This is a genomic window from Streptomyces sp. NPDC005728 (genome assembly GCF_040630895.1).
In the GTDB taxonomy this organism is placed as follows: domain Bacteria; phylum Actinomycetota; class Actinomycetes; order Streptomycetales; family Streptomycetaceae; genus Streptomyces.
The window spans coordinates 1-24,702 of the sequence record NZ_JBEXYL010000111.1 but is presented as its reverse complement, the minus strand read 5'-3'; the positions used below and the strand labels follow the sequence as shown (position 1 = coordinate 24,702).

Annotated in this window: 26 protein-coding genes and 6 pseudogenes; 6 read left to right on the top strand and 26 right to left on the bottom strand. The window is 68.4% G+C overall.

Translation table 11 applies throughout. From position 1 onward, the window contains the following. Positions 1-389 precede the first annotated feature (389 nt). From ABZ471_RS40870 to ABZ471_RS40860, 3 genes and pseudogenes are all read right to left on the bottom strand, one after another. Positions 390-521: pseudogene (locus ABZ471_RS40870) on the bottom strand (sigma factor); the annotation flags it as partial. Positions 522-531: 10 nt separating this feature from the next. Then, positions 532-677: pseudogene (locus ABZ471_RS40865) on the bottom strand (oxidoreductase); the annotation flags it as partial. A gap of 49 nt (positions 678-726) precedes the next feature. Next, positions 727-1,569 (bottom strand): hypothetical protein, encoded by an 843-nt coding sequence (locus ABZ471_RS40860; protein WP_359073949.1) that lies wholly within the window; start codon positions 1,567-1,569, stop codon positions 727-729. A gap of 105 nt (positions 1,570-1,674) precedes the next feature. On the opposite strand from ABZ471_RS40860, the pseudogene ABZ471_RS40855 reads away from it, so the two are divergent. Continuing rightward, positions 1,675-1,988, top strand: a pseudogene (locus tag ABZ471_RS40855) (zinc ribbon domain-containing protein); the annotation flags it as partial. Here the strand turns inward: ABZ471_RS40855 and ABZ471_RS40850 are convergent. The 6 genes and pseudogenes from ABZ471_RS40850 to ABZ471_RS40825 form a co-directional block, all read right to left on the bottom strand. Next, positions 1,933-2,517, bottom strand: a complete 585-nt coding sequence (locus ABZ471_RS40850; RefSeq protein ID WP_359073953.1) for a hypothetical protein — start codon at positions 2,515-2,517, stop codon at positions 1,933-1,935. The pseudogene ABZ471_RS40855 and the gene ABZ471_RS40850 sit on opposite strands and share 56 nt — an antisense overlap. After that, positions 2,515-3,534: pseudogene (locus tag ABZ471_RS40845) on the bottom strand (AMP-binding protein); the annotation flags it as partial. The gene ABZ471_RS40850 and the pseudogene ABZ471_RS40845, both read right to left, overlap by 3 nt. Before the next feature lie 121 nt (positions 3,535-3,655). After that, positions 3,656-3,805, bottom strand: a complete 150-nt coding sequence (locus ABZ471_RS40840; protein ID WP_359073948.1) for a hypothetical protein — start codon at positions 3,803-3,805, stop codon at positions 3,656-3,658. A 12-nt stretch (positions 3,806-3,817) separates the two neighbouring features. Further along, positions 3,818-4,402, bottom strand: coding sequence for an alpha-hydroxy-acid oxidizing protein (locus ABZ471_RS40835; RefSeq protein WP_359073946.1), 585 nt, complete (start codon positions 4,400-4,402; stop codon positions 3,818-3,820). A 110-nt stretch (positions 4,403-4,512) separates the two neighbouring features. Next, entirely contained in the window at positions 4,513-4,866 is a 354-nt protein-coding gene (locus ABZ471_RS40830; RefSeq protein ID WP_359073944.1) for a peptidase inhibitor family I36 protein, read from the bottom strand. Between the two features lie 250 nt (positions 4,867-5,116). Then, a complete protein-coding gene (locus ABZ471_RS40825) occupies positions 5,117-5,620 on the bottom strand; it encodes a hypothetical protein (protein ID WP_359073943.1) in 504 nt (167 codons plus the stop codon). 159 nt (positions 5,621-5,779) lie between these two features. On the opposite strand from ABZ471_RS40825, the pseudogene ABZ471_RS40820 reads away from it, so the two are divergent. Further along, a pseudogene (locus ABZ471_RS40820) lies at positions 5,780-5,941 on the top strand (IS5/IS1182 family transposase); the annotation flags it as partial. Between the two features lie 622 nt (positions 5,942-6,563). On the opposite strand, the gene ABZ471_RS40815 reads toward ABZ471_RS40820, so the two are convergent. Both ABZ471_RS40815 and ABZ471_RS40810 read right to left on the bottom strand, forming a co-directional pair. Continuing rightward, positions 6,564-6,878, bottom strand: coding sequence for a hypothetical protein (locus ABZ471_RS40815; protein ID WP_359073941.1), 315 nt, complete (start codon positions 6,876-6,878; stop codon positions 6,564-6,566). 233 nt (positions 6,879-7,111) lie between these two features. Beyond that, positions 7,112-8,539, bottom strand: a complete 1,428-nt coding sequence (locus tag ABZ471_RS40810) for a VCBS repeat-containing protein (RefSeq protein ID WP_359073940.1) — start codon at positions 8,537-8,539, stop codon at positions 7,112-7,114. A 516-nt stretch (positions 8,540-9,055) separates the two neighbouring features. Here ABZ471_RS40810 and ABZ471_RS40805 point away from each other — a divergent pair. Continuing rightward, a complete protein-coding gene (locus ABZ471_RS40805; protein ID WP_359073938.1) occupies positions 9,056-9,682 on the top strand; it encodes a hypothetical protein in 627 nt (208 codons plus the stop codon). A gap of 316 nt (positions 9,683-9,998) precedes the next feature. Then, entirely contained in the window at positions 9,999-10,496 is a 498-nt protein-coding gene (locus ABZ471_RS40800) for a hypothetical protein (protein WP_359073936.1), read from the top strand. Positions 10,497-11,036: 540 nt separating this feature from the next. Here the strand turns inward: ABZ471_RS40800 and ABZ471_RS40795 are convergent. The 4 genes and pseudogenes from ABZ471_RS40795 to ABZ471_RS40780 all read right to left on the bottom strand — a co-directional run. Next, positions 11,037-11,534: pseudogene (locus ABZ471_RS40795) on the bottom strand (hypothetical protein); the annotation flags it as partial. Between the two features lie 310 nt (positions 11,535-11,844). Then, complete coding sequence (locus ABZ471_RS40790; protein WP_359073935.1) at positions 11,845-12,138, bottom strand: DUF4190 domain-containing protein; 294 nt, start codon at positions 12,136-12,138, stop codon at positions 11,845-11,847. Between the two features lie 10 nt (positions 12,139-12,148). Continuing rightward, complete coding sequence (locus tag ABZ471_RS40785) at positions 12,149-12,301, bottom strand: hypothetical protein (protein ID WP_359073933.1); 153 nt, start codon at positions 12,299-12,301, stop codon at positions 12,149-12,151. 30 nt (positions 12,302-12,331) lie between these two features. Beyond that, a complete protein-coding gene (locus tag ABZ471_RS40780; RefSeq protein ID WP_359073931.1) occupies positions 12,332-14,707 on the bottom strand; it encodes an MMPL family transporter in 2,376 nt (791 codons plus the stop codon). Between the two features lie 119 nt (positions 14,708-14,826). On the opposite strand from ABZ471_RS40780, the gene ABZ471_RS40775 reads away from it, so the two are divergent. Beyond that, positions 14,827-15,447, top strand: a complete 621-nt coding sequence (locus ABZ471_RS40775; RefSeq protein WP_359073929.1) for a TetR/AcrR family transcriptional regulator — start codon at positions 14,827-14,829, stop codon at positions 15,445-15,447. Between the two features lie 15 nt (positions 15,448-15,462). Here ABZ471_RS40775 and ABZ471_RS40770 read toward each other — a convergent pair whose 3' ends face one another. From ABZ471_RS40770 to ABZ471_RS40735, 8 genes are all read right to left on the bottom strand, one after another. After that, positions 15,463-15,717, bottom strand: coding sequence for a zinc ribbon domain-containing protein (locus tag ABZ471_RS40770; protein WP_359073951.1), 255 nt, complete (start codon positions 15,715-15,717; stop codon positions 15,463-15,465). Then, positions 15,647-16,216, bottom strand: coding sequence for a transposase (locus tag ABZ471_RS40765; RefSeq protein WP_359073928.1), 570 nt, complete (start codon positions 16,214-16,216; stop codon positions 15,647-15,649). Before ABZ471_RS40765 ends, ABZ471_RS40770 begins: the two co-directional genes overlap by 71 nt. Before the next feature lie 182 nt (positions 16,217-16,398). Continuing rightward, the gene (locus tag ABZ471_RS40760) at positions 16,399-16,719 is read right to left on the bottom strand and encodes a DUF4873 domain-containing protein (RefSeq protein WP_359073926.1); all 321 of its coding nucleotides are present in this window, start codon (positions 16,717-16,719) and stop codon (positions 16,399-16,401) included. A 1-nt stretch (position 16,720) separates the two neighbouring features. Then, positions 16,721-17,626 carry a diiron oxygenase gene (locus ABZ471_RS40755; RefSeq protein WP_359073925.1) on the bottom strand — a complete coding sequence of 302 codons (906 nt, stop codon included), beginning with the start codon at positions 17,624-17,626 and terminating at the stop codon, positions 16,721-16,723. 4 nt (positions 17,627-17,630) lie between these two features. Further along, positions 17,631-18,557, bottom strand: coding sequence for a ThiF family adenylyltransferase (locus tag ABZ471_RS40750; RefSeq protein WP_359073924.1), 927 nt, complete (start codon positions 18,555-18,557; stop codon positions 17,631-17,633). After that, a complete protein-coding gene (locus ABZ471_RS40745; protein ID WP_359073922.1) occupies positions 18,554-19,579 on the bottom strand; it encodes a hypothetical protein in 1,026 nt (341 codons plus the stop codon). The genes ABZ471_RS40750 and ABZ471_RS40745 overlap by 4 nt, the downstream gene beginning before the upstream one ends. 59 nt (positions 19,580-19,638) lie before the next feature. Continuing rightward, entirely contained in the window at positions 19,639-20,853 is a 1,215-nt protein-coding gene (locus tag ABZ471_RS40740; RefSeq protein ID WP_359073920.1) for an acyl-CoA dehydrogenase family protein, read from the bottom strand. Positions 20,854-20,916: 63 nt separating this feature from the next. After that, the gene (locus ABZ471_RS40735; RefSeq protein ID WP_359073918.1) at positions 20,917-21,306 is read right to left on the bottom strand and encodes a hypothetical protein; all 390 of its coding nucleotides are present in this window, start codon (positions 21,304-21,306) and stop codon (positions 20,917-20,919) included. A gap of 627 nt (positions 21,307-21,933) precedes the next feature. Between ABZ471_RS40735 and ABZ471_RS40730 the strand changes: the two genes are divergently transcribed. Beyond that, positions 21,934-22,305, top strand: a complete 372-nt coding sequence (locus ABZ471_RS40730) for a transposase (protein WP_359073916.1) — start codon at positions 21,934-21,936, stop codon at positions 22,303-22,305. Between the two features lie 324 nt (positions 22,306-22,629). Here the strand turns inward: ABZ471_RS40730 and ABZ471_RS40725 are convergent, their stop codons facing one another. From ABZ471_RS40725 to ABZ471_RS40715, 3 genes are all read right to left on the bottom strand, one after another. Beyond that, positions 22,630-23,058, bottom strand: coding sequence for a hypothetical protein (locus ABZ471_RS40725; protein ID WP_359073915.1), 429 nt, complete (start codon positions 23,056-23,058; stop codon positions 22,630-22,632). 235 nt (positions 23,059-23,293) lie between these two features. After that, a complete protein-coding gene (fabV, locus tag ABZ471_RS40720; protein ID WP_359073913.1) occupies positions 23,294-24,499 on the bottom strand; it encodes an enoyl-[acyl-carrier-protein] reductase FabV in 1,206 nt (401 codons plus the stop codon). After that, positions 24,496-24,702 (bottom strand): hypothetical protein (locus tag ABZ471_RS40715; RefSeq protein WP_359073911.1); only part of this gene is annotated, 207 nt, incomplete at its 5' end. The genes fabV and ABZ471_RS40715, both read right to left, overlap by 4 nt.

The following is a 24,702-nucleotide window of genomic DNA, read 5'->3' as shown; positions in this document are numbered from 1 at the left end:
CGCACCGCGCGGACCCGAAGACGACGCCCTGGTCTCGCACCACACAGCAAAACGCCCACGCCGGGGCGCGGGCGGGCACTGCGAACCAGAACATCTGACAGCGACGCTACACGGCGAAACCGGCTCCCACCAGAGAACAATGGGCATGATCCATCAGGGGTTCGCCGGTGGAGCGTCGACGGTGCGTTCGGCGTCCGCCGAACTTCCGCAGCGTGCCCTGACCCGGCGGTATGTCACGGGCGAAGGCGGTAGGAGTGCCGAGCCTGGCTCGGCGCCTGCCTGACGGGCAGCGAGGTCCCGACCACCGGGCTGACGCACCACGGCAACCACATCAGCCTCGGGCGGCGGGACGCGATCTTCCAGATGGTGGACGGGGACGTCCGGTCGACTGCAGCCCGCCAGCGCAGGAACGTGTCCCGCACGGCATCCTCGGCGTCGGCGGCCGAGCCGAGCAGGCGGTACGCGAGCGAGGCCAGCCGGTCCCGGCTGGCCTCGAACCGATCGATGGCGACGCTGTCCATGGGCACAGGTTTATGCGGCGACCCGCGCATCGGACCGGTCCGGTGCGGTGGCTGGGCGGCGCCTACGCTTCGGTGTGCCGAAGGTCGGGTGGGCGATGCCCCCCCGGCCCCCTCGAGCACGCCCGACTTGAGCCGCGCGGCGGTCCGGCCGCCCAAAGTGCCATCTCGTTCAGGCCTACTGCCACCGAATCTCTGACTCAGGCCACTAGGGGTGTTCATAGAGCTGGAGGAGGCCGGCAAGTGAGAAGCACAGGGCGCCGATGAGGGTGCCCCAGTTGGCGATGCCCACGTTGACCAGGCTGCCGGTGGCGGGGCGGGTGAAGGCGGCGAGCGCTGAGACCATGAACAGGACGGAGCCGAGCTGATTCACAGTGACGATCCACCAGCCGAGGCTGTGTGGGCGGAGACAGGGCCGGCCATGGCAGATCTCGGCGAAGCCCAGGTGCCCGGAGATCAGGAAGAGCACGCAGCCGACCAGGTCAGGCGCCCAGATCAACCGGTTGACCTGCTGGACGCTCAGGCCCCTCAGGAACGAGTCCAGCAGGGAGACGGCGAAGACGAGCGTGCCCGCGAAGAGGACGAACGTGCTCAGCCAGTCCACCCGCATCGGCTCGTAGCTCCACCACCGCCAGCGACGGGTGACCAGCCGGCCCTCGCCGTCGGGGACGTGGCGGGGTGCGTTGATCACCTGAAGCAGCGAGACGTAACCGCCGGTGTTGAAGAACAAGCCGCCCACGAAGTAGATCGAGGCGCACTCGGTGGCGTCGCTGGAGCCGAATTGGGCAACGGCCGCGCCGGCCGCGAAGAGGGCCCCGCCGACGACGAAGGCAACCGCCGCGATGACGTTGAGTCTGCGCAGCCGGCCGATGGCAACAGCATCCGCACGGGTGGGCCGACTGTCCGCCGCACCGGGCGGACGGACGGCGAGCACTCCGCGCCGACGCGCGCTCCGCGAGTCCCACACCGCGGTGCCGCCACCAGGAACGTGCCAAGTGAGCCTGGTGGTGAACGGTCCCGCGCCCTCGGCGCGCTGCTCCGGCTGTCCCACGGGCCGAGCCTAGAGCTCAGAGGGGACCGGAAAGCGTGGGAAACGCCGACCCGCCGAGCACTGGCGTGTTCCGATCGCCATCGTCCCTTGCCTGACCATTGCAGTAGGCCGAAGTTCCTCCCGAAGACGACCATGGCCCGCAAGGCGGCAGACGCCACGATCGGCGCCGCGAAGGGGGCGCTGGTCGAGATGGCCCGCAAGCACCGGCGCATCGTGAACCTGATCCATCCCGCGCACACCACGATGGACTGCGCCACGTGCCGAGCGAGAACCAAGCACGCACTACCTCTCTCGGAGAGAACGTATGCCTGCACGGAGTGCGGAACCGTATCCCCCAGGGACAGCCCTCCGCCCGCGTCATGCTCATCCGGGCAGGTCTGAACCCGGCTGGTGTCGAGGGCGCAAGACCCGCTGAGGCGCCGCCTTCAGCAGGCAGCCTGAGCCAAGAGTGGCCCAATCGGTCCAACTGCCGCTCACGACATGTCTGGCGTCTCCAGGCGAGCGCCTCTGTGGGCAGCCGCCCACCGGCGCAGCGTCCGTTTGTCCGGCTTCCCGTGGGCCGTCAGCGGATAAGGATGATTCCCAGAAGACTGTCGTCGGTCGGTGCGCCGGGGCCAGCGCTTTCGCCACGAGGCCGCAGGCCTGCGACGCCACGGCGCGGCCCGGGGCCAACCCCGGGGCCGGCACCAGGAACGCGCAGACCTCCTCGCCTGTGACATCGCTGTGCCGGCCGACCACAGCAGCCTGCGCCACGCCCGGATGGCGGCTCAGCGCGGCTTCGACGGGCAGGCAGTAGATGTTGTCGCCATTGACCGTCACCACGTCCTTGGCCCGATCGTCGAGGTAGAGATAACCGTCTGCGTCGACGTGGCCGAGGTCACCAGTGCGCAGCCAGCCGCCCCGCAGCACCCCGCCGGTCAGGGCGGGCTGGTTCCAGTAGCCGACCATCATCGTCGGCGAACGCACCCACACCTCGCCCGTCGCCCCGGTCGGCAGAACCCGCAGACCGTCCTCGTCCCGGACTTCGATCTCGACGCCCGGCGCCGGACGGCCCACCGACGTGAGCAGTTCCGGCCGGTCCGCGACGGCGGCATCATGGTCGGCGGGTGCCAGCCGGCAGATCACCGCGGCCTCGTTCATCCCGTACCCCTGCCGCCACCGCACGCCCCACCGGGTCACCGCCTTTTACAACCGCTCCGGCTGGATGGGCGATGCCCCGTACGAGACCGCGTGCAACCCAGGAACGCCATCGACCGTCCCGGGGTGATCCAGCAGCCGGTACACCATCGACGGCATCAGGTATGTCGAGACCGGCGCAAGCCGACGACAGGCGATGGCGAACTCCACGGGATCGAAAGGCTCGAGCAGTTCGACCCGGCCCCCGGCCCGTAGATGCTCCAGACAGCGCCCGCCGGCACGGTCGGCCAGCGAGGTCACCGAAAGAAAGACAGAGCCGGCCTCCTCCGGGCGGACCGCCCACCGGGCTGCCAACGCCGCGAACGTCGAGGCCACCCCCTTGGGTCTCCCGGTCGTCCCGCTCGTGTACGTCACCCGGGCCACGTCGCCCTCCCGAGCCCGCACCGGCACCGGTACGGGATTCTGGGCCGCAGCCAGCGCGATCAGTTCGGCCACGCCCAGTCGGCGCACCCCCGTGTCGGGCACCGGCACGTCGTGCAGCACCAAGTCCGGGCGACAGTCCCGAAGCACGAACTCCAGGTCACCGACCACACATGAACCCACCACCTGGGTCAGCCGCGCGCCCAGCACATGGGCGGCCAGCCGGACCAACACCACCTCCGGCCGATTCCCCGCCACCACACAGGCCAGCCCCGAGCCACGCCCGACGCCCGCCTGCGCCAGCGCCCCGGCCAGCCGGTAGACCTCATCGAGCGCCTGCGAGAAGGTCAGCACTGACGCTTCGACGCCGATCGCGGGTTTGTCGGCGTACCGCTCGAATGCCCCCACCAGCTCTGTGACATACCGGGCAGCCACACCCACCTCCTCTCAGCCCCGCACACGCGACCGTACGGCCAGCCAAGAAGCCGCAGACGACGACACAACCGGCAAAGGCCCAGGAAAAGGGAAGTCAGAGAGTGATGTGACCGTCCCGGGCGCTTTTGGCGGCCTTGCCGAGCCGAGGATCGCGGCCGGCTGTTCCGACCAGCGCGGCCAGGTCGGCTCCGGTGAAGGCATCCGGCACTTTGATCTCGTGCCCGCCCAGCAGTGCAGAGCGCACCGTGATCGCTGGTCACGGTCTCCGGCGCGAAGAACGGCCGGCGCGCGACCGGATGGCCGACGACCTCGGCGACGACGGAGGCCGGGACGCCGGGGGTAGGGCCACTCCAGCTCCGGGCCCATTCGGGGCGCAGGTGAAAACGTCGTCGAGCACTTTCACGGCAGCGAGCTCGTGTCCCGGACCACGGCCTGGCCCAGCCTGCTGATGTCCAGCCGCCTCCGGCCGGTCTCCACCGCGGCGGCGGAGCGAACGTACTGCTGCCGGGCACAGCGGGCTCGAGTCCACGGATGCGAGGGCCGTGCGACCGCAGAGCGCCATGGCGGTCTCCAACTCGACGCCCAAGATGGACAGTACGTCCTTCAGGCCCTCGGTCGCCGAGACGGCCATGCCCCACAGCACAGGCCGACCCGCCAACGCTGCCCGGGCGCCCAGAGCCAGAGCAACCAGCACGTCCGAGCCACGGCGGATGCCCCCGTCGATGAGGACCTCACAGCGTCCGGCGACGGCGCAGACCACCTCCGGGCGAGCGTCGAGAGCGGGGACCCAGCGGTCCGGCCGGCGACCGCCATGGCGTCCGCGCGGGCACACGCTCGCCATCCCGTCCCGCCTTACCGTGGGGCCGTGACGACGCCTTGCGACGACTCTGCCGGGAGGCCGCCGTGAACAGCCGGGGTTCGTACGTACGTTGTCCTGGCCTGCGCGGGGTGTCAGCGGGTGCAGACGTAGCGTTCGCCTGTGAATGAAGTCGCGTTGGAACTGCTGCCGCCGGGGCGGATGCTCCACACGTGTTCGTCCTGGCTCACGTCGAAGAAGTCGACGTAGACCGACAGGTTGTTCCAGTAGGACCCCACGTTGGTGATTCCGTAATTCAGGAGGTCCCAGCAGACGCCGCGCCTTTGGGTGGTGAAGGCCATGTTGTTGAAGCCGGTGTCTTTGTACAGGCACAGCCATCCGGCACGGCACGACTCTGCGGCCGATGCCGGCGCTGGGGAGAGGACGAGGCCGCCTGCCGTCGTGGCCAGCAGGGTGAGCAGGAGGGCTCGGAGCCGCAGTCTTCGCATGGGGAGTCTCCCTTTGACGGCCTGACCTCGGGCTCTACCTAAGTCGGGCCGTCAGAAATTGATCATGGACACGGAAAGGCTCCGCTCCTGCAAGGGTAGGGCGTTGCGGGGATCCTGTTGCGGCGACGGTGCAATTACCCAGAGCCGCGTTGGAGGTCATGCGAGGGCCCGTGCCGGAAGCAGACGGCACGGGTCCTAAGCCGGCGGGCCACCGGCCACCTCACACCCGGTGCCGTCCCGCAATGACCGCTCAGAGCTTCGCGAAGGGCGGCACCTCGTCCATCATCTGCAGCAACTTCCGGGCAGCGGCCGCCTCCTCTGGCCGCACGGACGAGGCGAGCTCTTCGAGAACTGGCCGGCCTGTGTACACGGCGGCCCTGGCGGCTGCCTCCCAGCCGGGTTGCTCTTGGTAGCTCGTGTAGTTCTTCTGGTCCCTCGCCGCCGCGGCGGCGGAGTGCCATTGCTCGGTCCGGCAGATGCTCCCCAGCAGGTCCATCAACTCGGCTTTGCACGGTACGTGCGGGGCCCCGACGAGTTCCAGGAGGAACGGGACTGTCGGGGCCGTCGCCTCGCCGACAACGAATCCCAACGCACAGACGACATCGCCGAGATCATCGATGGCGAGACGGACGGTGACCTCATCTGCATACGCGACCCGGGATAACAGAGAGGGGATGCCCCCAGCTGGAGCTCCTCCTGCGTCACGCAGCTCTCCCCAGCGGATTCCAGAGAAGCCCTTCAACAGGCTTCCCATGCGCGGCCCCCTCATCGCACTCTTGTCGGCTCCGTCGACACTTTGAGGAGTGATCGTTATCGATCATGATGTCATTACCGACCGGTGGGCCCCGACCAGGCCGCACTCCGACCGGTTGGATGCCATAGAGGGGCCTCGATCCAGTGAGATGATCTTGGTGTGGCTGGTGTGATCACGGCGTCGGAGCCGTCCTGGATAGGTCCATTCACCGGCATGAACTCTCGTCAGTTCTGCAGGGTGATCACCTAGCTGCGACTGGAGGGTGCGGACCCAGTTCGCAGGGGTCGGCCGTGGAGCCTGTCTTTGGAGGACCGTGTGCTCAGCCCTACGGACCGCACTTTGGGCCCCACCCGGCACGCGGTGTTCCGCACTTGCCGGCGCCCTTGCCCTGATCGTCGTCCCCGTTGCGCCATCCGTTCAGGCGAAACGGGGATGTCTGGCTCACTCGTCCGCGGGCGGATTCCGATAACTGAGTGGATGAGCCCTTCGATGGAGCCCAGGAGGGTCTGCAGGGCGGGGTCCGGGGCCGGCGTGGTGGTGAGCAACAGCACCTGGGCCGCCGGGTGTTCCGGAGCGTACCGGTCGCCGTCGTCGCCGGGGATCGGGTTGGGCTCGGTCTCGATCCGTCCGTTGGGGCTGCCGGCGAGGTGGTAGACGCCCCCTAATCGCTGTCGCGCTCGGTGAAGACCAGCCCGAGGCAGTCACTGACGAGCCGGACCAGCTCGCCGACGGTACGGGTGCTGGACGACGATAGTGGACGGTGCTCAGAGCGATCCCTCCCCGAGGGGGCCTGCCCGCCGGCCGCCTCGGGGAGGGATCGCCGCATGCGCGAAGGCCCGCCGTGCCCCGGCGAGTACTCGTGAACCTGCCGCCGGGAGCCGGGTACCTGCGCTCAGCCACAGACGTCGTGAGGCTGTGCCGTAGCCGAATCGGCTGGAGCGGGTCAGGTGAGGGTGTCGCGGAGGTAGGTGGGCAACATCTGACAGAGCGCTGGATCCACCGTCCGACTCTGGGTGCGAAGTTCGTCTGCTGTGACGGTCAGGCTGTCGTCGTTGGCGGTGCGGACGAGGGCCCGGAACGTTTCTCCGCGTCGGGCCGGACCGCGGGCGAGATGGCCGGCCAGGACAGCACGGCCGAACGCGGCCGGGTCCGCGTCGGTGGTCGCACGTCCGTAGCCCTTGCTGATCCACACACGGCTGAACGGCTCGTACAGCTGGACCTCCCACACCAGGCAGGCAGCATCATTCTCACGGGACATGACTGCGATCATGCCCTGGACCACCCACCGCACCGCCCCTACCAGCCAGTACTGTCCGAAAGGATGCGATGGGGCCGGTCGGCCAGGTGGTTCCTGGAGTGCTGCAGCCGTCCCTTGCGGGCGTCCATGGTGTCGCGTGGCCAGGTGCCCCCCTCGGCGGCGGAACGTGGCTGGCGGCGGAGGGGTCCTGGTGCGCGGGTGGCGGGTGGCCGGCCCGAAGTTGATGCGTGCGGTCAGATGGCGCCGAGGAGGCCGTTGCCGCCGAGGAGGGTGCTGTCCTTCTGTGGGAAGCCGACGGACGAGGCAGTGATCATGCGGCTGCCCTTGGCGGTGGGCCCGTCGGTGCCGCCCGGGAGGACCCAGACTGCGCCGGTGAAGTTGTTCTCCTCCGCAGCGCTGATGAAGAGTTCCGGTTTGCCGTCGCTGTTGATGTCGCCGACGGCCACGGTGGTGCCGAACATGTCGTCGGTCTCGTCCGCGCCGGGGATGGAGGCGGTGTCCTGGGTGAAGGCGTAGGCGCCGCCGCCCAGAGCACCGGTGCGGCGGCCGGGGATGACCGTCACCTGCCCGGCCCTTGTCCTGCTGGTGTCCTCCATCGGCGAGCCGATCACGATGTCCGCCAGCCCGTCACGGTTCAGATCGGCCACCGCGAGGGCACCGCCGAAGGTGTCCCCCTTCTCGCTCGAGCCAGGGACACCCGGGGTGTTCTGGGTCAGCTGCACCGGTTTCGCGTCCCGCGCGATGCCCTGCGCCGAGCCGTACCAGAGGAGCACCCGTCCGCCGAGCGCGCCGTCGGCTCCAGCCCGGTCCGGCTCGTCCGGGTCTCCGACCACGAGATCGGCGAATCCGTCGCCGTTGATGTCCCCGGTGGCCGCGATCAGGCCGTTGCCCGTCTGCTGTGCGCCGCCGAGGACGGGGTAGACGTACACCTCGCCGCCGCTCAGACCGCCCAGCCGGAGGGTGACGACCACCTCGTGCGGGAAGCCCCCGTGGTGGAAATCGCCCAGCGCGACGCTTTGGACGGAAGCGGTGTCCCGGTTCTCCACGGCCTGGCCGTAGGTGCCGCGGCGGCTGAACGGCCCCGTGAAGCGCATCGACCCCTCGTACCCGGCCACCAGCACCTCGCTGCGCGCGCCGGAGCCGGTGCTCAGCGCTGCCACGTCGAGGCCGTAGTACTTGCCCGTCGTGGCCGCCGGCAGTCCGGTGCCGGATGTCAGCCCCGTCGTGCTGCCCCACAGGACCGTCACCGTGCCGGCGTCCTCGCCCTGCGTGGTGTCCTCGTACGGGGCGGAGACGACCAGGTCTGCATAGCCGTCCCGGTTCAGGTCGGCCGTCGCGGTGGCGGCGCCGAAACCGTCGTTCGGCTCGGCCGCTCCCGGCACCCCCACGGTGTTCTGCGTGATGGTCGCCCGCCGGGACGTGGACAGCCCCGACTTCGATCCGTAGAGCACGACGACCGCACCGGCCCCCTGCTTGCCGGCAACGTTCGCTCCCGGCGCGGGCAGCACGGCATCGCGGTAGCCGTCGCCGTTGAAGTCGCCGGGCACCGCCCCGTGCACGGCTGCCGCGGGCACGGCCACCATCAGCGGAGCGCCCACGACGACGGCGACCAGGAACGCTCCCGCTCTCCATCCGCCGTGCAGGCCATGTCTGTTCGCCATGAACCGGATTCCCTCCCACCCGACGCACCTGGCGTGCGCCGCAGTCAGGGCATCGTAAGGGCGCCCCCACGAAGCGACCGAAGCACCCCCGCAGGCCAAGACTCACCACCGACCGGAGAACCGCGCACACGGGCGGCGTGTCAGCCGCCGGACAACCGTCACAGCCGCGCCCGAACTGTTCGAGCTCGTGGACGCATTGCCGTGTGTGGACGGCCCGGCGCGAGCGCCGGTGCCCCTGACGTTGATGGCCGAGCACGGACCGCAGTGCCGTCGTCTACGGGGACCGAAGCTGTGAAGAGCCCCCGGACACGCTGCCACCGTCTCCCACCAGGTGCGTCCGCTAGCCTTGCCGCGGTCGCCAACTGGGGCTGCAGCGGAGCCGGGAGAGAAACATACGAGACCTTCGCGTCGCCACCTGGGTTCGACCGTCCGGTCGGCGGGTGCACGTACTGCACTCCGGAGTCGGAGCTGCGCGTTCTCGGCGGTGACCCTGCCGATGTGCCGGATGATCTCCTTGTGCACTTCATGCGTGAGGTCGCCAGCCATTGGGACGAGGACCAATACCCCGTCCTGTGGCGCCGCTTCATCCCTCGTGTGCTGCGCCGCTGGGGCCCGGACGGGGACGGCACCGAACCGTCGGATGAGATGGGGCGCCTCGGTCGCCACGGTGCCCGCCTCGCAGACTGGCCCGTGGCCGAGCGCACCGCGGTCGAGCGGGCCTTGAGGGCCCTGCTGCACATCGCTGTGACCGACGGCCGGCCGTACTGGGAGATCACCGGCCTGATCGAGGGAATCGCTCATGCGACGGGAGGCCTGGAGCCCTGGCTGGACCACATCGCCAGGTTCACCGGTCCCGAAGCGGACGCCGGCGTGGTCCGCCTTGCCTTCGGCTGGGCCACCGAACTCCTCTGGGATGAGCTCAAGTTCACCTGGTGGTACGACGGCGACCCACGGCTTGTCGCCGCCTGGCTGCCCATCGTGCGCACCCGCATCGCGGACTTCGCCGTGCGGCATCCCCGCTGCAAGAACTCATCCGACGCGCTGCTCGCGATCGACGCGCTCGAGGCCGGCGCCTGGGGACCCTGGCTTCGCCCCTACGACATGCGCTCACTCGGCGGACCTGCGCTCATCCACCAGGGATGAGGCGCTCCCTGACCCCCCGTGATCCGATGCGAGAACCTGCCCTGATGGGTCGCGTGAGACACCGGGCGAGGGTGCCGGATCCGGCGGCATGCCGACGGCTCGGCGAAGGGCATGTCCAGCTCTTGGCCGGGATGGTGCAGTCGATGATGATCTGCCACTCGGGGGCGTCCGGGCTGGTGGCTCGGGGCCCTTGGTGAACCGGCAGCCGTCCCGCCTGAACCGGCTCGGGAACCGTTCCCCCGGATCCTGCGTGACCTCTTGACGTGTTGTCGGCTGGTGGCGAGGGGACCGAGTGAGAGCGCGGACGATGGTGAGCGTGGCGGTATCGGCCTGTGTGGCGCTGGTGGCGTGCGCGTGCGGTCCGGAGAAATCGAAGGAGGACAAGGACGCGAAGCCTTCACAGGCGTCTTCGTCCGCTCGGACCGAGAAGCCGTCGGCCGAGCCGACCGGCGACCAGCCCGCGCCCAGGACGAAGGAGGGCGCGATCCATCGCTACGAGCAGTACCTCCACGCCCTGGGCCGTGAGGACATCGACACGGTCTGCGAAGTGGCCGGGCCCGCCGCGAAGAAGGCACAGGACCAGGGGCTCGGCCCGTGCACGTCGACATACACCGCCGTGTTCCAGATGATCTCGCCCGCGCAGAAGAAGGCCCTGCAAACCGCGACAGTCGACCCGCAGCGCATCGCCGTGCGCACGCCCACCAAGATCGAGATGCCGGTCGAAGCGGTCAGAGCCTCCGCCACCTTCTCCGAGAGCGACCTCGGCAGCTACACCCTGGAGTACCTCAAGAACAATTGGTACATCACCGACTGAACCCACGCGCCGTACGCGGAGCCGCCCGACGGACGGCTCCACGCGCACGCCACCCGGCGGCCGTTCGGCCGGCGCCCGCCGACGACCTTCAGCCCGCACCGTGTTGCCGGCTCTCTCCGCCCTCGTGTCCGGCCGCGCCCGGCGCACCCGGGCCGGCCGCCGCCAACCGCGAGGCTGGTGGTCGCCGATCACTGACACGAACCGGCACATCGCAGCAGGGGCGCCTCGCGGCGCGCTGCCACCAGCTGACCGGCACCTGGGTGAGGCTCTGCGTGAACGTATCTGTGTATCGGCGCAGTTCGCTCTCCGGCACGACCGGGCTGAGAGTGGGCACCCGGCGCGAGAGGGGCGCGCCGTCCGCAGTCCTCATCAGCGCGCCCGCCGGTCGTTCCGCGCCCTCGGCGACCCGAAACCCGCATCCCGCTGGGCCGGCGGATCGCCGAAGACGTGCAGGCGCTGTCGACGGTGCAGCTGGAAGCCGATACAACGGGCGTTCCTCGCGCGTCCGCTGGGGAACAGCAGCAAGGCTGAAGATCAATCTCAGTCGAAGCTGCAGAGGCGTGCGGTGACGTGGGCAGCGTCCATCAGGGTAGGCGCGATCGCTTCCACCGTGCGAGCCCGCCAGGGGTGAAGCCCGGTGTCCGCGACCACCGTGTTGAAGGCGCCCATCGCGGGTCCGCAGTGCACCGTGCAGTCCACCCGAAAGCGCTGGTCACCGCTGACCGCAAGGCGACCAGGGCTCGGGTAGACGACTCGGTCGGAGATCACGGCGAGCGGGTACAGGCCTGCCATCTCGGCCATGTTGAGCATTTTGCGGTGCATGTTGACCCGGGCTTTGCTGATGACGGCGGCGCGGATGTCGGGCCGCCAGGTCGGGCACTCCAGGGCGAGCCACCGCTCCCCGTCCTCGTAGTGCCGTCCCTGCGGGCGCTCGCGCAGCTTGCCCACGCCGCCCTTGACTGTGACCTTGATGGCGGCAAGGACTGCCGCCAGGGCGGGGTCGGCCTGCTTGTGCTGTTCCATCGCTGCCAGGAATGCTCCGAGAACGTCCCTCACCCGCGCTGCCCCCAGCCGTGCCCGCGGGCGCGGCTGGTGCTGTCGAACTCGTCCCCGGCGCCGGTGAAACCGGCAGCGTAGCCGCGCGGCAAGAGACCGCAGCCCCGCCCCGCCCGTCCGATGCGGGCCTGCCCCGGCCATGGCTGGGGACACCCCGAGCGCCGGTGCCGGATCAGCCGCGTCGCGCCGTTTTGGCGGGCGGGTGCAGCGCCCGCACGCCGACGTGCGTGGTGATGATGGGGATCCGTGAAACGCACCATTCCTCACCAGGACACATGGTTGTGGTGGCTCCTCAGAGGTTCCAGGACATCGTTCCGTCCCAGGTGACGAGGATGGCCAGGACCACTATGTCGGCCACGCCGAGTGCCAGGCCGAGCCATGCCCGGCCCGGCCTGCGCGTGCCGTGGGCGAGGGCGAGTGTGGCCATCACGATGGCGCACGGGCCGAGGAAGATGTTCCCCACCAGGAGTCCGGGGAGGCCGAGTACGAACGCGGCGGCGGCCAAGCTGTCGGCGTCGCCGTAGTCGCGCTTCTGCTTGTCGGTGGCGCTGATCCGTACGGTCTGTTCCTGGACGGTTAGAGACATGGTGTGTCCTTCAGAAACGTTGTCCGGCGCGGCGTTCGCAAATGATGAAGGCGGTCAGCCAGACGACGATCAGTGCTCCTGCTGCCAGGCTTGCAGGGACGGGGAGGTGGGCCACGGCGCCGACCATGACTCCGAGGAGGAGGAGCACGAAGACGATCAGCATGGTGTCTCCATCCGGTCGTGCACGGGGATCTCACTGGCCGACGGGGTCGAGGGGCTCTGATGACGTGTCGGTGCGACCTGGGGCCGCTGCCGGCTGCGGAGTGCGGCGGCCCGGGAGCCACCAGTTCCAGCGGCCCATGAGCCGCATCGTGGCGGGTACCACGATGAGTCGTACGACGGTCGCGTCGAGGAGGACGGCGGCGGCCAGGCCGAAGCCGAGCTGCTGGATGGGGACGATGCCGGCGAAGCCGAAGGATCCGAAGACCGCCACCATCAGCAGTGCCGCGCCCGAGATGAGGGGGGCGGTGCGGGTGAGGCCGCGGGCTACGGACGCGGTGTTGTCCCCCGTGCGTGTGTACTCCTCGCGGACCCGGTCCAGGAGGAAGACCTCGTAGTCCGTGGAAAGGCTGAACAGGAGCGTCAGCAGGACCACGGGCACGAAGTTCTGCAGGTAGTTGGTGTGCTCGAAGTGGAGCAGGCCGGTGCCGATGCCGTCCTGGAAGACCAGGACGAGGATGCCGTAGGTCGCCGCGATGGACAGCAGGTTCATCGCGATGGCTTTCAGCGGCAGCAGGAGCGACCGGAACGTCAGCAGCAGCACCAGGTAACCGGCGGCCAGCATCACCATGACGACGCTCGGCAGTCCGCTCTGGATGCGGTCATCGCCATCGGTGCCCACCGCGGTCTCACCGCCAACAGCGACGTTGTAGGAGGAGGGGAGCCTGGCGGCCTCGTCGTGGACGCGGTCCAGGAGGCTGCGGGCCTCGTCGCTGGATGCGTTGACGTTGGGGATCACCTCGAAGACGATGCGGCGGTTGCCGTCCGCGACGTAGTGCCGGACCGTGTCCTGTGCGTCCCTGGGTAGCCGGTCCATGGCGGGGCCGGTGAGGGCCGTGAAGGGAGCCTGGGGTGCGGCGGCCTTCAGGACCGGCAACGGGGACTGGACGCCGGCGACGTGGGGCAGGTGCTCCAGACGGGTGCTGAAGTCCACGAGGCTGCCGGTCCCGTCGAGCTTGTCCAAGGGCTTCGGTGTGGTGATGACGGCCTGGATCGGAGACGTCGTGCCGATACCGAAGGTGTCCCGCACGTGTTCGTAGCCCACGCGGACCGGTGAGGACTGCGGGAGGATCCGTGCATCGGGAGAGAAGGTGCGCAGCCAGGTGGCCGGGACGGCCAGCGCGAGCAGGGCGACGGCTCCCACCACGAGGAAGACCACGGGACGGGCCATGACCCTCAGCGCCAGGCGGTACCAGCGGCTGGCCTCCTCCCCTGCCGCGTTCCCCCCGCGGCCCTGGAGGCGCTCCCGCAGCCCCTTCGGCAGCCGCACGCGGCCGGCGTTGATCCTGTGTCCCACCATGTGCAGCAGGACAGGGAGGAAGAAGATCGCCGTGAGCACGGAGAAGGCGACGACGAGAACGGCGCCGACGGCGATGGAGAAGATGACGTTCAGGTCGATGAGGAACAGCGTGCACATCGCCAGGAGGACGGTCACGCCGGAGGCGATGACGGTGTGCCCGGCCCTGCGCAACGTGGCCGCGACGGCGGCCTCGACACTGTCTCCCTTGGCCAGTTGCTCCCTGAACCTCGTGATCATGAACAGGGAGTAGTCGACTCCCACGCCGAGCCCGAGCATCGTGGCGGTGTTCTGGGCGAAGATCGACAGGTCGTGGTGCTGCGCGTACGGCTCGATCACGCCGAGCGTGAAGACGATCGCCGAGACGCCCACCGTGAGGGCGACCAGGGACGCGGTGACGCTGCGGAACAGCAGCAGCAGGATCAGGATGATCAGCGGCAAGGTGATCATCTCTGCCTTGGCCAGGCTCTGCTGGCTGAGGACGTTGGTCTCTCCCCAGAACGAGGCCTCGCCCACCAGGGACACCTCGAGACCCTGGCCGCTGTAGCGGTCGTAGAGGTCTTGCTGGATATGGGGTAACTCGCGGCGGGCGACGCCGTCCTCGAGGTTCATGGCCATGGCGGCGATGACCGTACGGTGGTCGTTTCCCGTGTAGGGGGCTCGGTCGCCGGGCTGGACGGTGGTCCAGCCGAGCATGTCGGAGACCTTCAGGTCGTGGTCGTCCCTGACGGCGACGGCGACTCGGCGGACCCGCTGCTCGAAGCGCGGGTCGTCGTCCTTGTAGCGCTTGTCGTGGATGACGAGGGTCGCCGTGGTCTCCCCGCGGGCCACGAAGCCGTGCTGGAGCTGGTGCAGTGCGGTGGTCGACTCGGTGCCCGGCGGGTACCAGCCGCCGCCGCTGAGGACCTTGGCGACGTTCATCGCTCCCATGCCTGCCACGACGAGGGCGACCAGCCATAACGCGAGGAGCGGCCAGCGGCCTCGCCGGATCACGCGGGACGCACGCCCTGCAAGGTCGTCGTCGGCCGGTGGGGCGGTGGATCGTGGCTGCATGAACGGGCCCCCAGTGTGGAGAACTCGGTTGAAAGCCTGAATAATGACTGGAGCGGAGTTGCTCACCGACTTCGAGTCGGTGACCGACTCTCAGTCGGTTATTATTCTCGGGAGACCGCATGGCAGTCAAGTCACGACGTGAGGAATACGCTGCGCTCACCCGCGCGGCGCTAGTGGAGGCGGCCGCGGACCTCTTCGTGAGGGACGGGTTCGACGTCACGTCCGTCGATGACATCGCGTCTGCGGCACGCGTCAGCAAGGGCGCCGTCTACCATCACTTCCCGGACAAGAAGGCCATCTTCGACGAGGTGTTCCGCGTCAGCCAGAAGGAGATCGTCGCCGGCGTCGAGGACGACATCGCGGCCGGGCTCAAGGGCGCCGACCGGCAACCCCAACTCGCTGCGGTCAAGGCCGTCCAGGGCTTCCTCGACAGCTACGTCAAGGACGAGCGCAAAAGGTCGCTCCTGAAGCAGTCCGCCGGTGTGCTCGGTGTGCAGCGTTGCCGAGCGATCGACGACGACCTGGCCCTCCCCCTCGTCATCGGCCTCCTGGAGGAACTCGCCGACCGGGGAGAACTCCAGGACGTCTCGATCAAGACGGCCGCCTCCGTCATCTTCGGCACGCTGTGCGAGGCAGCGACCTCGCTGGCCATTGCCGACGATCCCGAGCAGGCCGGCCACGAAGCGACACAGGTCGTGATCTACATGCTGCTGGGGCTCGTGACGTCCTCCACGTCCTGAAGGACGTGGATTCCCTTATGAGGGGGTCCGGCCGGTCGCCCGGCTTAACGGTTCCTGCTTCGCGGACTGGCTGGTGCCGAGGTCTCCACAGGCTGACACGGCATGCCCTGCCGCGTGTTTGATGTTCTTCGCCGCGTTCACGTCGGCATGCTCGCGGTGTCCACACCCTGCGGCTTTGCACCGGAACACCGCTTGACTCTCACGGTTGTTCTCGGTGACGAAGCCGCAGGCGGAACACCGCTGCGAGGTGTACGCAGGATTGACCTTCACCACGCGCGTGCCCGTGTACCGGGCCGCATTGACGAGGGCGACTTCGAGGCGGTGCCATCCCTTGTCGAGGATGGCCCGGTTCATCCCCCGCTTCAGCGCGGCCCGGCGGCCCGGCAAGCATGCCGGCCGCGGAGGCGGACATGTTCTTGATCCGCAGGTCTTCGAGGACGACCAGAGCATTCTTTGCCACGATCCGGGCGGCGGACTGCGCACAGAAGTCCGTTCGCCTGTCGGTGACCCGGGACATGATCCGTCCCATGGCCGCGATGGTCTTGGCCCGGTTGGCGCTGCCTCGCTGGCTGCGGGCGAGCTTGTGCTGGAGCCGCCGGTAGCGGACGGCCTCGCCAGGAGTGATGAACGAGCGGTCGTGGAAGTCGCCATCGCTGGTGACGGCCGCGGTCTTCACGCCGCGGTCGATCCCCACCGCCGTATCCGGCATCGCATGCCGCTTGGGGGTGACCATGCTGTCGTCCACGAGGAATGACACGAACCAGCTCAAGCCGGTACCTGCGACCGGACAGCATGAAACACCCCCTCCACCTGACCTGATCAACCTAGCCGAGGCCACTGACAACGCAGTGAACTCCGCTGCTGCGCGGCTCCGCTGCAAGGATGAGCTAACCCCCAGCTGAAGCAGGGGGTCTGCGCTCAAGAGCGACGGATCACAACCGGAGCAAGCCCCTAGCTGACCTCCTCGACCGTGGCGACCACGTGGAACGGTGGTGCCCCGGTCCCGGTGATGCGGTAGCGGCCCCACAGGTCGGGCTCGGCGAGCTGGCCGTCGACGGAGCCCGTCGGAGTGGTCAGCCTGCACGGGGCCTTGGCGCGATTGCCGACCGCTTCTTTCAGGGCGTCGTGTGTGCCGACGCGGCCGTACCAGTGGTAGTGGCCGTCGATGGGCTGGAAGTAGCCTGCGAGCCTGACCTCGACGGGGTGCTCGACGCCGTCCAGAGTGATCGTGGCCGGCCCGGCATAGCCGTCGTCGTCTTCGTGGTGTGCCATGTCAGCTCCCGAGGAATCCGGCCTTGGCCCAGATCTTCTCGCTGGCTCCCCCGATCACGCCGATGGACTTGTAGTAGCCCGTGATCCGTTTCGCGGCCCAGCTGAAGGTCTCCCGCACGTGCGGGTTGGCCATGGCCTCCTTGCGGACGCTGTCGGGCAGGCCGGCCCGCTTGTACATCATCGGGTTGAAGAACTCCGTGGCGAACGTCTGGATCGACAGGGCCAGCATCATGCGCAGAGAGCTCAACTGCACCTTGTTGAGCGTCGGGACGAACCGCTCCAGCTCGCTGCGGGCGAAGCTGATGTGGCGGGCTTCCTCCACGACGTGGATGCGGGACATGGTGCGCACGAGCGGCTGGACGGTCTCGTCCCCGGCGACCTCTCGCTGCACGTGGTCGAAGATCTCCTCGGTGAGCAGCAGCAGGGCCCACAGTCCGGCTACGGGAACGGTCGCCTTGAGCAGGCGCCCGCTCTCGCGGATCTTCCAGGGTGTCTTGTAGACCTCGCTGCCGATCCGCTCGACCACGTTCGCAAACATGATCATGTGCCGCACCTCGTCGGCTATCTCGACGAGGGCGAACTGCACCTGTGCGGACGCCACGCTTTTGTCGTAGACGTAGCGGGAGACCATGTGGAGCAGCATGTACTCGGTCCACACCCCGAGCCCGATGGACGACGCCATTTCCTCACGGGAGAGGATGATCTTCTGCTCGGTCGTCAGCTTGTCCCATGTCCTGGTCCCGTACAGGGTGCAGCGCTTCTCCGGGAGGAACCACTTGCCCTCTTCGAGGGGTGCGTCCCAGTCGATGTCGAGGCGCGGGTCGTAGGAGTGCCGGCTGGAGGCAACCAGCAGTTGGCGGGCCTTCTTGGTCTGCTTCGCGAGCGGGTCGGCGATGGTGTCGGACACGCGTTTACCTTTCTGTGGGGAGGGGCGAGGGCTTGCCGGTCGTCCGCCTGCCGGAGCGTGCGAGGACCGACAGCTCGCGCAGGCCGCCGAGGAGTGTGAACGGCCACTGGGCCGCTGTCGTCCACCGGCTGCCGGCGCGCCGTATCTCGTGGTGGACGTTGACCACCACGTTGCGGCGCACCGGCTGCCCGGCGAGGATCTCGGCTGTCATCCGGGCGCTGAGCGCGCCGAACAGCAGGGATGCGTAGACGAGTTGCGGGACGCTGTAGTCGGTCTCGCCCAGGTGTTCACGCGCGTTGCGCAGCATCTCCAGGGGGACGAAGCGCAGCGGCATGACCTTGAGGAGCAGGGACCACACCATTGCCTCGTCGACCGAGGCCGCAGTGATCTTCCCGTCGAAGGGCCGGCTTGCGGCCTTGCGGTAGTCGTAGAAGCGGATGTACTGGGTGCCGGCCATGTCGTACCCGGACAGTACGGGCCGGTGGTGCTGTGCCGCCGCTTCGTGGAGGCGGAACTTGGACTGCCAGCCGGACCGCTCGGTGACGTCGACGCCGTCGATGATCAGGGAGCAGCCACCGGCCAGTTCGGCCGCGTTGCCCGGTGTGACGCCCTGAGTCACCACCTCCACACGGGCGTGCGGATTGATCGACACGATGCGTTCGGCGGCGACCTCGGCCTTGTGCCGGCCGAGATCGTCGACGGTCGCGTGCTGCCGGTTGAGATTGTTCAGTTCGAACGCGCCCACGTCGGCCAGGACGAAGTCCTGCACCCCGATGCGGGTCAGGGGCTCCACCGCGGCGCCTCCGGTCGAACCGCAGCCGGCTATCAGGATCCGGGCGCTCGACAGTGCCTGCTGTGCCTGGTCCGTGATGAAGCCGCGGTTGCGTTCGGTGAGCTCCGTGTAGAAGTCCTGTCGGGCCGTGCCGGTCATGCCGCCGCCTCTTCGTCGCGGCCCTCGGGCGCGTAGATGTACTGGACGGTGCCGGACAGCTCGGCCATGACGCCACGGAGCCCTCGTATCGGTGACTCGTCGGCCAGGGCCCGTTCGATCGCCGTCACGCGCTCGGCCACTCCGTCCGCGTCCGGAATCCGTGCGTAGAAGGGGAGGACCTTCTCGCCCGTGTTGTATCGCGGGTGCAGCACGTCCTGCTGGGACAGTTTCGGGTTGGTGCCCTGGACCAGCCGGACGGTGAGGCCGAGCAGGACCAGGTGGCGCAGGGCGATGTGTTCTTCCACGTCGCCGATGAGCAGTTTGAGCCCGGGGTGCTCCGTCTGGACGGCTTTGCTGATGCCGGCGAGCAGTTCGAGCGTGATAGCGAGGTGTGTCTGCCGGTCGGTGACGGAGTGCGCGTGGACGAGCCGTTTCACTTCCCGGATCTGGTGGGTGGTCAGGGTGTAAGGGTCGTCCATCAGCTTCTGCAGCTGGATGCCGTGCACCTGCTCCGACGGGAACAGCAGGCGTGCCGGGTCGGTCAGCAGCCGTGGTTTCGTGTCCTGGCTGTGGGCCAGCGCCACGTAGCCGACGATCCGTCCGCTGCCGGTGTGGGTGGTGACGACGTGGATGTCGCGACGGTGCATCGCCTGGATGGGCTCGCAGAACAGCGAGCGGTCGAAGACGAGTTTCTGGCTGGCGAATCCGGCATTCAGGTACTCCGCGAGGCGGAAGCCGGCCAGACCCAGGAGGTAGCGCTCGGGAATGGACTCGGAGTATGCCACCAAGGTGGTCAGGCCCCGGGCCTGGTCGAACTGGTGGAGTGCCGCACCGTTCTTGCGTAGTTCGTCGGCCAGGCGGCCGAAGCTCAGTCGGCTGTTGAGGCGTAATATGTCTTCGATGTAACGGTCTTGGACCCGGGTGGCCGGGGTGCCGTTCGCCTCGTCGACCGGCAGGCCTCTCGGCACGCTCCACGGACGGAGCGTCGGCGCGGGTCCGGCCGCGATCCGAGGTGTGTCCATCTGGTTCCCCCCTTGTTTTACTGCGGTACTTCTTCTGCTGCGGTGGTTTCCGGGCCGTGTCAGAAGTCGTCTTCCGCGTACAGCGATTCGGTGATGGCAAGCGCGAGGACCTCAGGCGTGCCCTCGTAGATGCGGGCGCCCAGGGAGTCCCGGAGGAGCTTCTCCATGCCGTTCTCACGGAGATAGCCGCGGGCGCCCATCAGCGACATGGCCTCCTGTGCCACCTCGATGGAGACCTGGTCGGCGAAGAGCTTGGCCGCGGCCGGCTGGAACACCGGGGCGGGGATCTCGCTGTCCGCGGCCTGGGCGGCGCTGAGGTACATCAGACGAGACGCCTCGATCTTGGTGGCCATCTCGGCGAGTTTGCGCGCGGTGAACTGGTGCTTGTAGAGGGGGACACCGCCCTGCACCCGTTCCTCGCACCACTTCTTGGCGATGTCGAACGCCCCGCGGGCGACACCGGTGGACAGAGCCGCGACGGTCGCGCGAGCCATGTTCATCTGCTGGATGTTGATGTGCACGCCGTTGCCCTCGCCGCCGACCATGTTCTCGGCGGGGACGCGCACGTCCTCGAAGACCAGCTCGCTGCCCAGGCAGGTGCGGTAGCCCATCTTGTCGGCCACGGGGCCACGTACGATGCCCGGCGTGTCCAGCGGAACGATGAAGGCGGTCATGCCGGTGGCGCCCGGGTGGCCTTCGATGTTGGCGTAGACGGAGGCGAACTCGGCGACCTTGGCGTTGGTGATGAACCGCTTCCGGCCATTGAGGACGTACACGTCGCCGTCCCTGCGGGCCTGCATGACGTCGCGGGCGTGCTCGGCGTTCTCGGGGATGAGCAGGTCGCAGCCGGCCTGGTCCTCGGTGATGGCGTTGCAGGCCAGGACAGGTTCGTCACCGGAGAACAGCGGCAGGAAGCGGGACATCAGGGACGGATCGCTGGAGAGCAGGATCGGCGCCTGCCCGAGCAGCGTGGCACCGAAGATCAGCGCCGTGCCGGCGCAGGCGGCGGCGATCTCCTCCAGGGCGACGGCGACGCCGAGGACGCCGAGGCCGAGACCGCCGTACTCCTTGGGAACGACGAGCCGCATCAGGTCGGCCTCGTGCCCCTTGCGGACCAGTTCCCAGTCGAAGTCGTCAGCGGCCGCACGGTCGTTCTCGGCCACGCGCGGCCGTACCTCCTTGTCCACGAACTCGCGGACGCGCAGACGGAACTCCTGGATTTCGAGCGGCTCGGTGAGGAAATCGACGGGCTCGGTGGTGGTGGTGTTACTCATGACGTGTTGAGGATCCTTTCGGGAACACACGCTCTGACAGTGCTGTGACGCGGGAGGCGCAGGTCAGACGGGCAGCCCCGCGCCGCGGGCGATCTCCGGGTACCGGTCGAACGCGGGCTGCAACAGGGGTACGAACTCAAGGACCCTGGCGACACTGCCCTTGATGCGGACCTTTCCGGTGGCGAGGGCGACGGGCATCAGAAGCCTGCCGAGCCACAGGGAGTGGGCGGTGTCGCAGCTCATCTTGATACGGATGGCCGCCGGCTTCTCGGGAGCGCCCTGATGGACGCCGTCGGGGGTGACGTACAACTCGAGGTCGGGCTTCGTCTGGATCAGGTGCAGCGTGATTCCGGCCTCGCGCATCCGCTCGGTGAACGTCTCGTCCTTGAGCAGGATGCTGAAGAGATCCGTGAAAATACGGATTGCGGTGTCGCTGGACTCGAAAACGGCCATGCCAGGCCCCTTCATTCGGGTGTGGATTCGGGTGTGGATTCGCGTGCGGGCGCACTGGGGCGCACGGCAGTGCCCGAACACGGCAGTGCATCGAAATGCTGTGGTTTTCGAAGCACGGCAGTGCCGGTAATCGCCTGTGGTGGACTATCCGCGCATGCTGCGTACTCGCGTATCGGCATACCGCCCGGGGTACCGGGCGTCATCGATCGCGCGCTGCGGCGTCAGACCTGCGTCACGCCGGGTGAAATGGGATTCATCGCCCTGTTGTTGTGGTTCTCCGGGCCGACAGGCCCGACTCGTCCGTCGTTCTCACAGGTCGAACTCGCTCAACGAACATCAGCAGCACCCCCCGTGCTCCCCGTCTGTTGCGCACCAACCCCACGGCATCGACGACGCGACGGCGTAAGGCCTTGGAGTCATCATCTCGGGCTTAGTCAGCCCGTTGCCTACTAAAGTTTGTTATCCGACTCCAAGTCGGTGTGAATCGACTCTCGCAGAGCCACTACATCAGCGTCAAGTGATTCCATCCCGCGCGTGGCGCGTCCCGAGCCACTGAAGAGCTGAGGCGACCTCGGCAGTGTGGACACTCCGAAATCGGATCTTGTGGGTCCGAGGAAAGGTGTCCTGGTGAGACGGAAGTCCCCGTATCCGGCGGAGTTCAGGAACGATGCCGTCGCGCTGTACCGCGCGGCAGGTGGGAAGCGCACGTACGCGGCGGTCACGGTGGAGGTCGGGGTGACCGGCGAGACGCTGTGGAGCTGGGTGCACCAGGCCGATAAGGCGGCGGGCCGCGGCCACGATCAGGCGCACGGAGAGAGCCGGGATGATGAGCAACTGGCCCGGCTGCGGGCCGAGATCGGCCGGCTGCGAAGGGCGGAGTCCAGCATGCCCTCGCCGCCGCGGAGCAGCAGACGCGCGGCCGACGGCAGCTTCCTCACTCCCAGCGGCCGGCACTCCAGGCACCCGCAGCACCAGTGGACGGATACAAGGGGGAACTGAAGCTCCGCGAGGGCCAGGCGCAGCGCAGCGCAGTGCCCGGCCCGTCAGCCCCGACGACGCCCGCGAAGCGCTCGCCGACACGACGCCCTTCCGGGCCTGCGAGTACTGCCCGTTGACGTCCTCCACGTCCTGAAGTACGTGGATTCCCTTGCGTGTTTGCGGGCTCCCGCTGCATGCCGGTGGGCCCGCATGATCGCGGAGCCCACCGACACGGCCCGGTTGAGGTCCTCGACTGCGTCGGCCGAGATACCGACGCCGGAGGAGAACTCAGCAGTCTTCCTGCAGGGTGTACTCAGATGCTGGGTCGCCGGGGCTCAGACCCGCTCACAGAACGGTGACGGTCGTCTCCTTGGCGTAGCTGAACCCGTCGTTGTCGAAGTAGAAGACGGTGACCTCGACCTTGTCTCCCTTGACGAAATACGAGCCCTGGGCCGGGCGCATGGGCACCTGGGCGACATGGCTGTCGGCGTCACAGACGAGCTTGTCCTTCTTGATGGTGCCGGCGGCGATCCCCTCGGGATGGCTGCCTGTGCCGAGGGTCCTGGCGTTGGCCACGAGCTCGTGGTCCAGGCCAGGGTCGCAGGAGTACGTGACCTTCACCTGCACGATCGGCTTCTGGAACGACACCTTGTCGATGGTCAGCACATTGGCCTTCGCCGCAGCCATAGGAGCCGCCGCGAGGACACCCGCACCAGCCATCAGGGCAGCAGCCGCGGTCCCGGCAAGGCGTCGCCGGATACTGGTCGACTTCATCGGTTCCCTTTCTCCCCCCTGCGCAGTCACCCTGGTCCGAGGCGTGGAGACGACTCCGACCAGGTCGGCGACTGCAACAGTCGATTTTCCATGTGAGATGGAGTTGTCCGGGGCGGCGTTCCACGTCGGTGCGGCCGGCATCGACAACACCCTCGCTGGGTGGCCGCGGCGGCGATGCTGGTGCTGGTGCGGTGCCAGGTGGGAAGGGTTCGCTGTCTGACCTCGCCATGGGAGGTCACACGTCGGACGACGGGGAAGCGGGCCACGGGACGGTGGTCTCGGCTGCGGCCTCGTAGTCGACGCCGGGAACGTTCCAGCCGTAGAGCCGGCCGACCTGGTCGCGGAACCAATCGGTGTCCGCGCTGGTGGCAATGGTGTCGGCGTCGACCTGGTCCCATGTGGCGCGGACGGCGGCCTGAACCCCGGGATTCATCTCCCAGTGGTCCAGCCGGATGCGGTTCTGGTCGTCCAGGTCGAGTTCGGTGTCACCGGTGAGCTGGTTCCACAGGGCCGCCGTCTGGTCGACGGTGGTCTGCCAGCTGTCACCGGTGACGCGGTGAAGAATGCTGGTGTAGAGCGCGATGCTCGGGATGGCGGTGGAGGCCTGGGTGACGGCGGCGCCCGCGACGACGGTGTAGGCGTGGCCTGTGTCCTTGAGCTGGGTGTTGATGGCGTGGGCGGTGTCTTCGAGGTGCTGCTTGGCGGCGCCGATGGTTCCGGCCCGGTAGATGGGGGCGGTGATGTCGGATCCGACATAGGACAGGGCGATGGTCTGGAAGCCGTCGGCGAGCAGGTCTTTGGACTGCAGGGCGTCGATCCACATCTGCCAGTCGGCGCCGCCCATCACCTGCACGGTCGCGTCGCGCTCGGCCTCGTCCGCGGCCTGCAGGTGCAACTCGCCGATCTGCGGGACGCCGTCCTCGAACACGAGGGTTTTGGCCCGGTAGTCGGTGCCGAGCGGCTTGATGACGGAGTGGTGGACGTCGCCGGTCAGCGGGTCCGTGCGACGCGGGGCCGCGATGCTGTAGATGAGCAGGTCGATCTTGCCGAAGCGGGCGGCGAGTTGGGCGGTGGCCTCGTCCTTGACGCCATCGGAGAAGGCGTCGCCGTTGAGGAAGGTGAAGTCGGCGCCGGCCTCGGCGGCGAGTTCGGCGGTCCGCACGGTGCGGTACCAGCCCGCGCTGGCGGTGCGGCGCTCGGTCGCGGTGGATTCGAAGGCGATGCCGAGTCCGCGCATCCGGTGGGCGCCCAGGCCGACAAGGGTCGCGGCCAGTCCGTAGCCGGCGCTGGAGCCGATGACGAGGGCGACCGGGCCGGGCCCCTCGCCGGCAGGGTCCGGTGTCCGCTGCCACATGCGGTCGACCGCCGCTGTGCAGCCGCTCGGATGGCTGTTGACGTAGAGGTAGCCGCGGTTGCCGGGCTTGATCTCGCGGAGGCTCACTCGTGGGGTCCTTCGGTGGTGGGGATCGTGGTCGCCGCGGCAGTGAGCGGTTCCACGCAGCGGCGGACGTCGTCGACGGTTTCCGGCTGGCCGGTGGCCTCGTCGGGGATGACGAGGCCGAACGTGCTCTCCAGGGCGGTGACCAGGTGAGGCTTTCTATGCCGCGGGTATCGCTCCGGATGGGCCCTGCTCACATCCTCGTT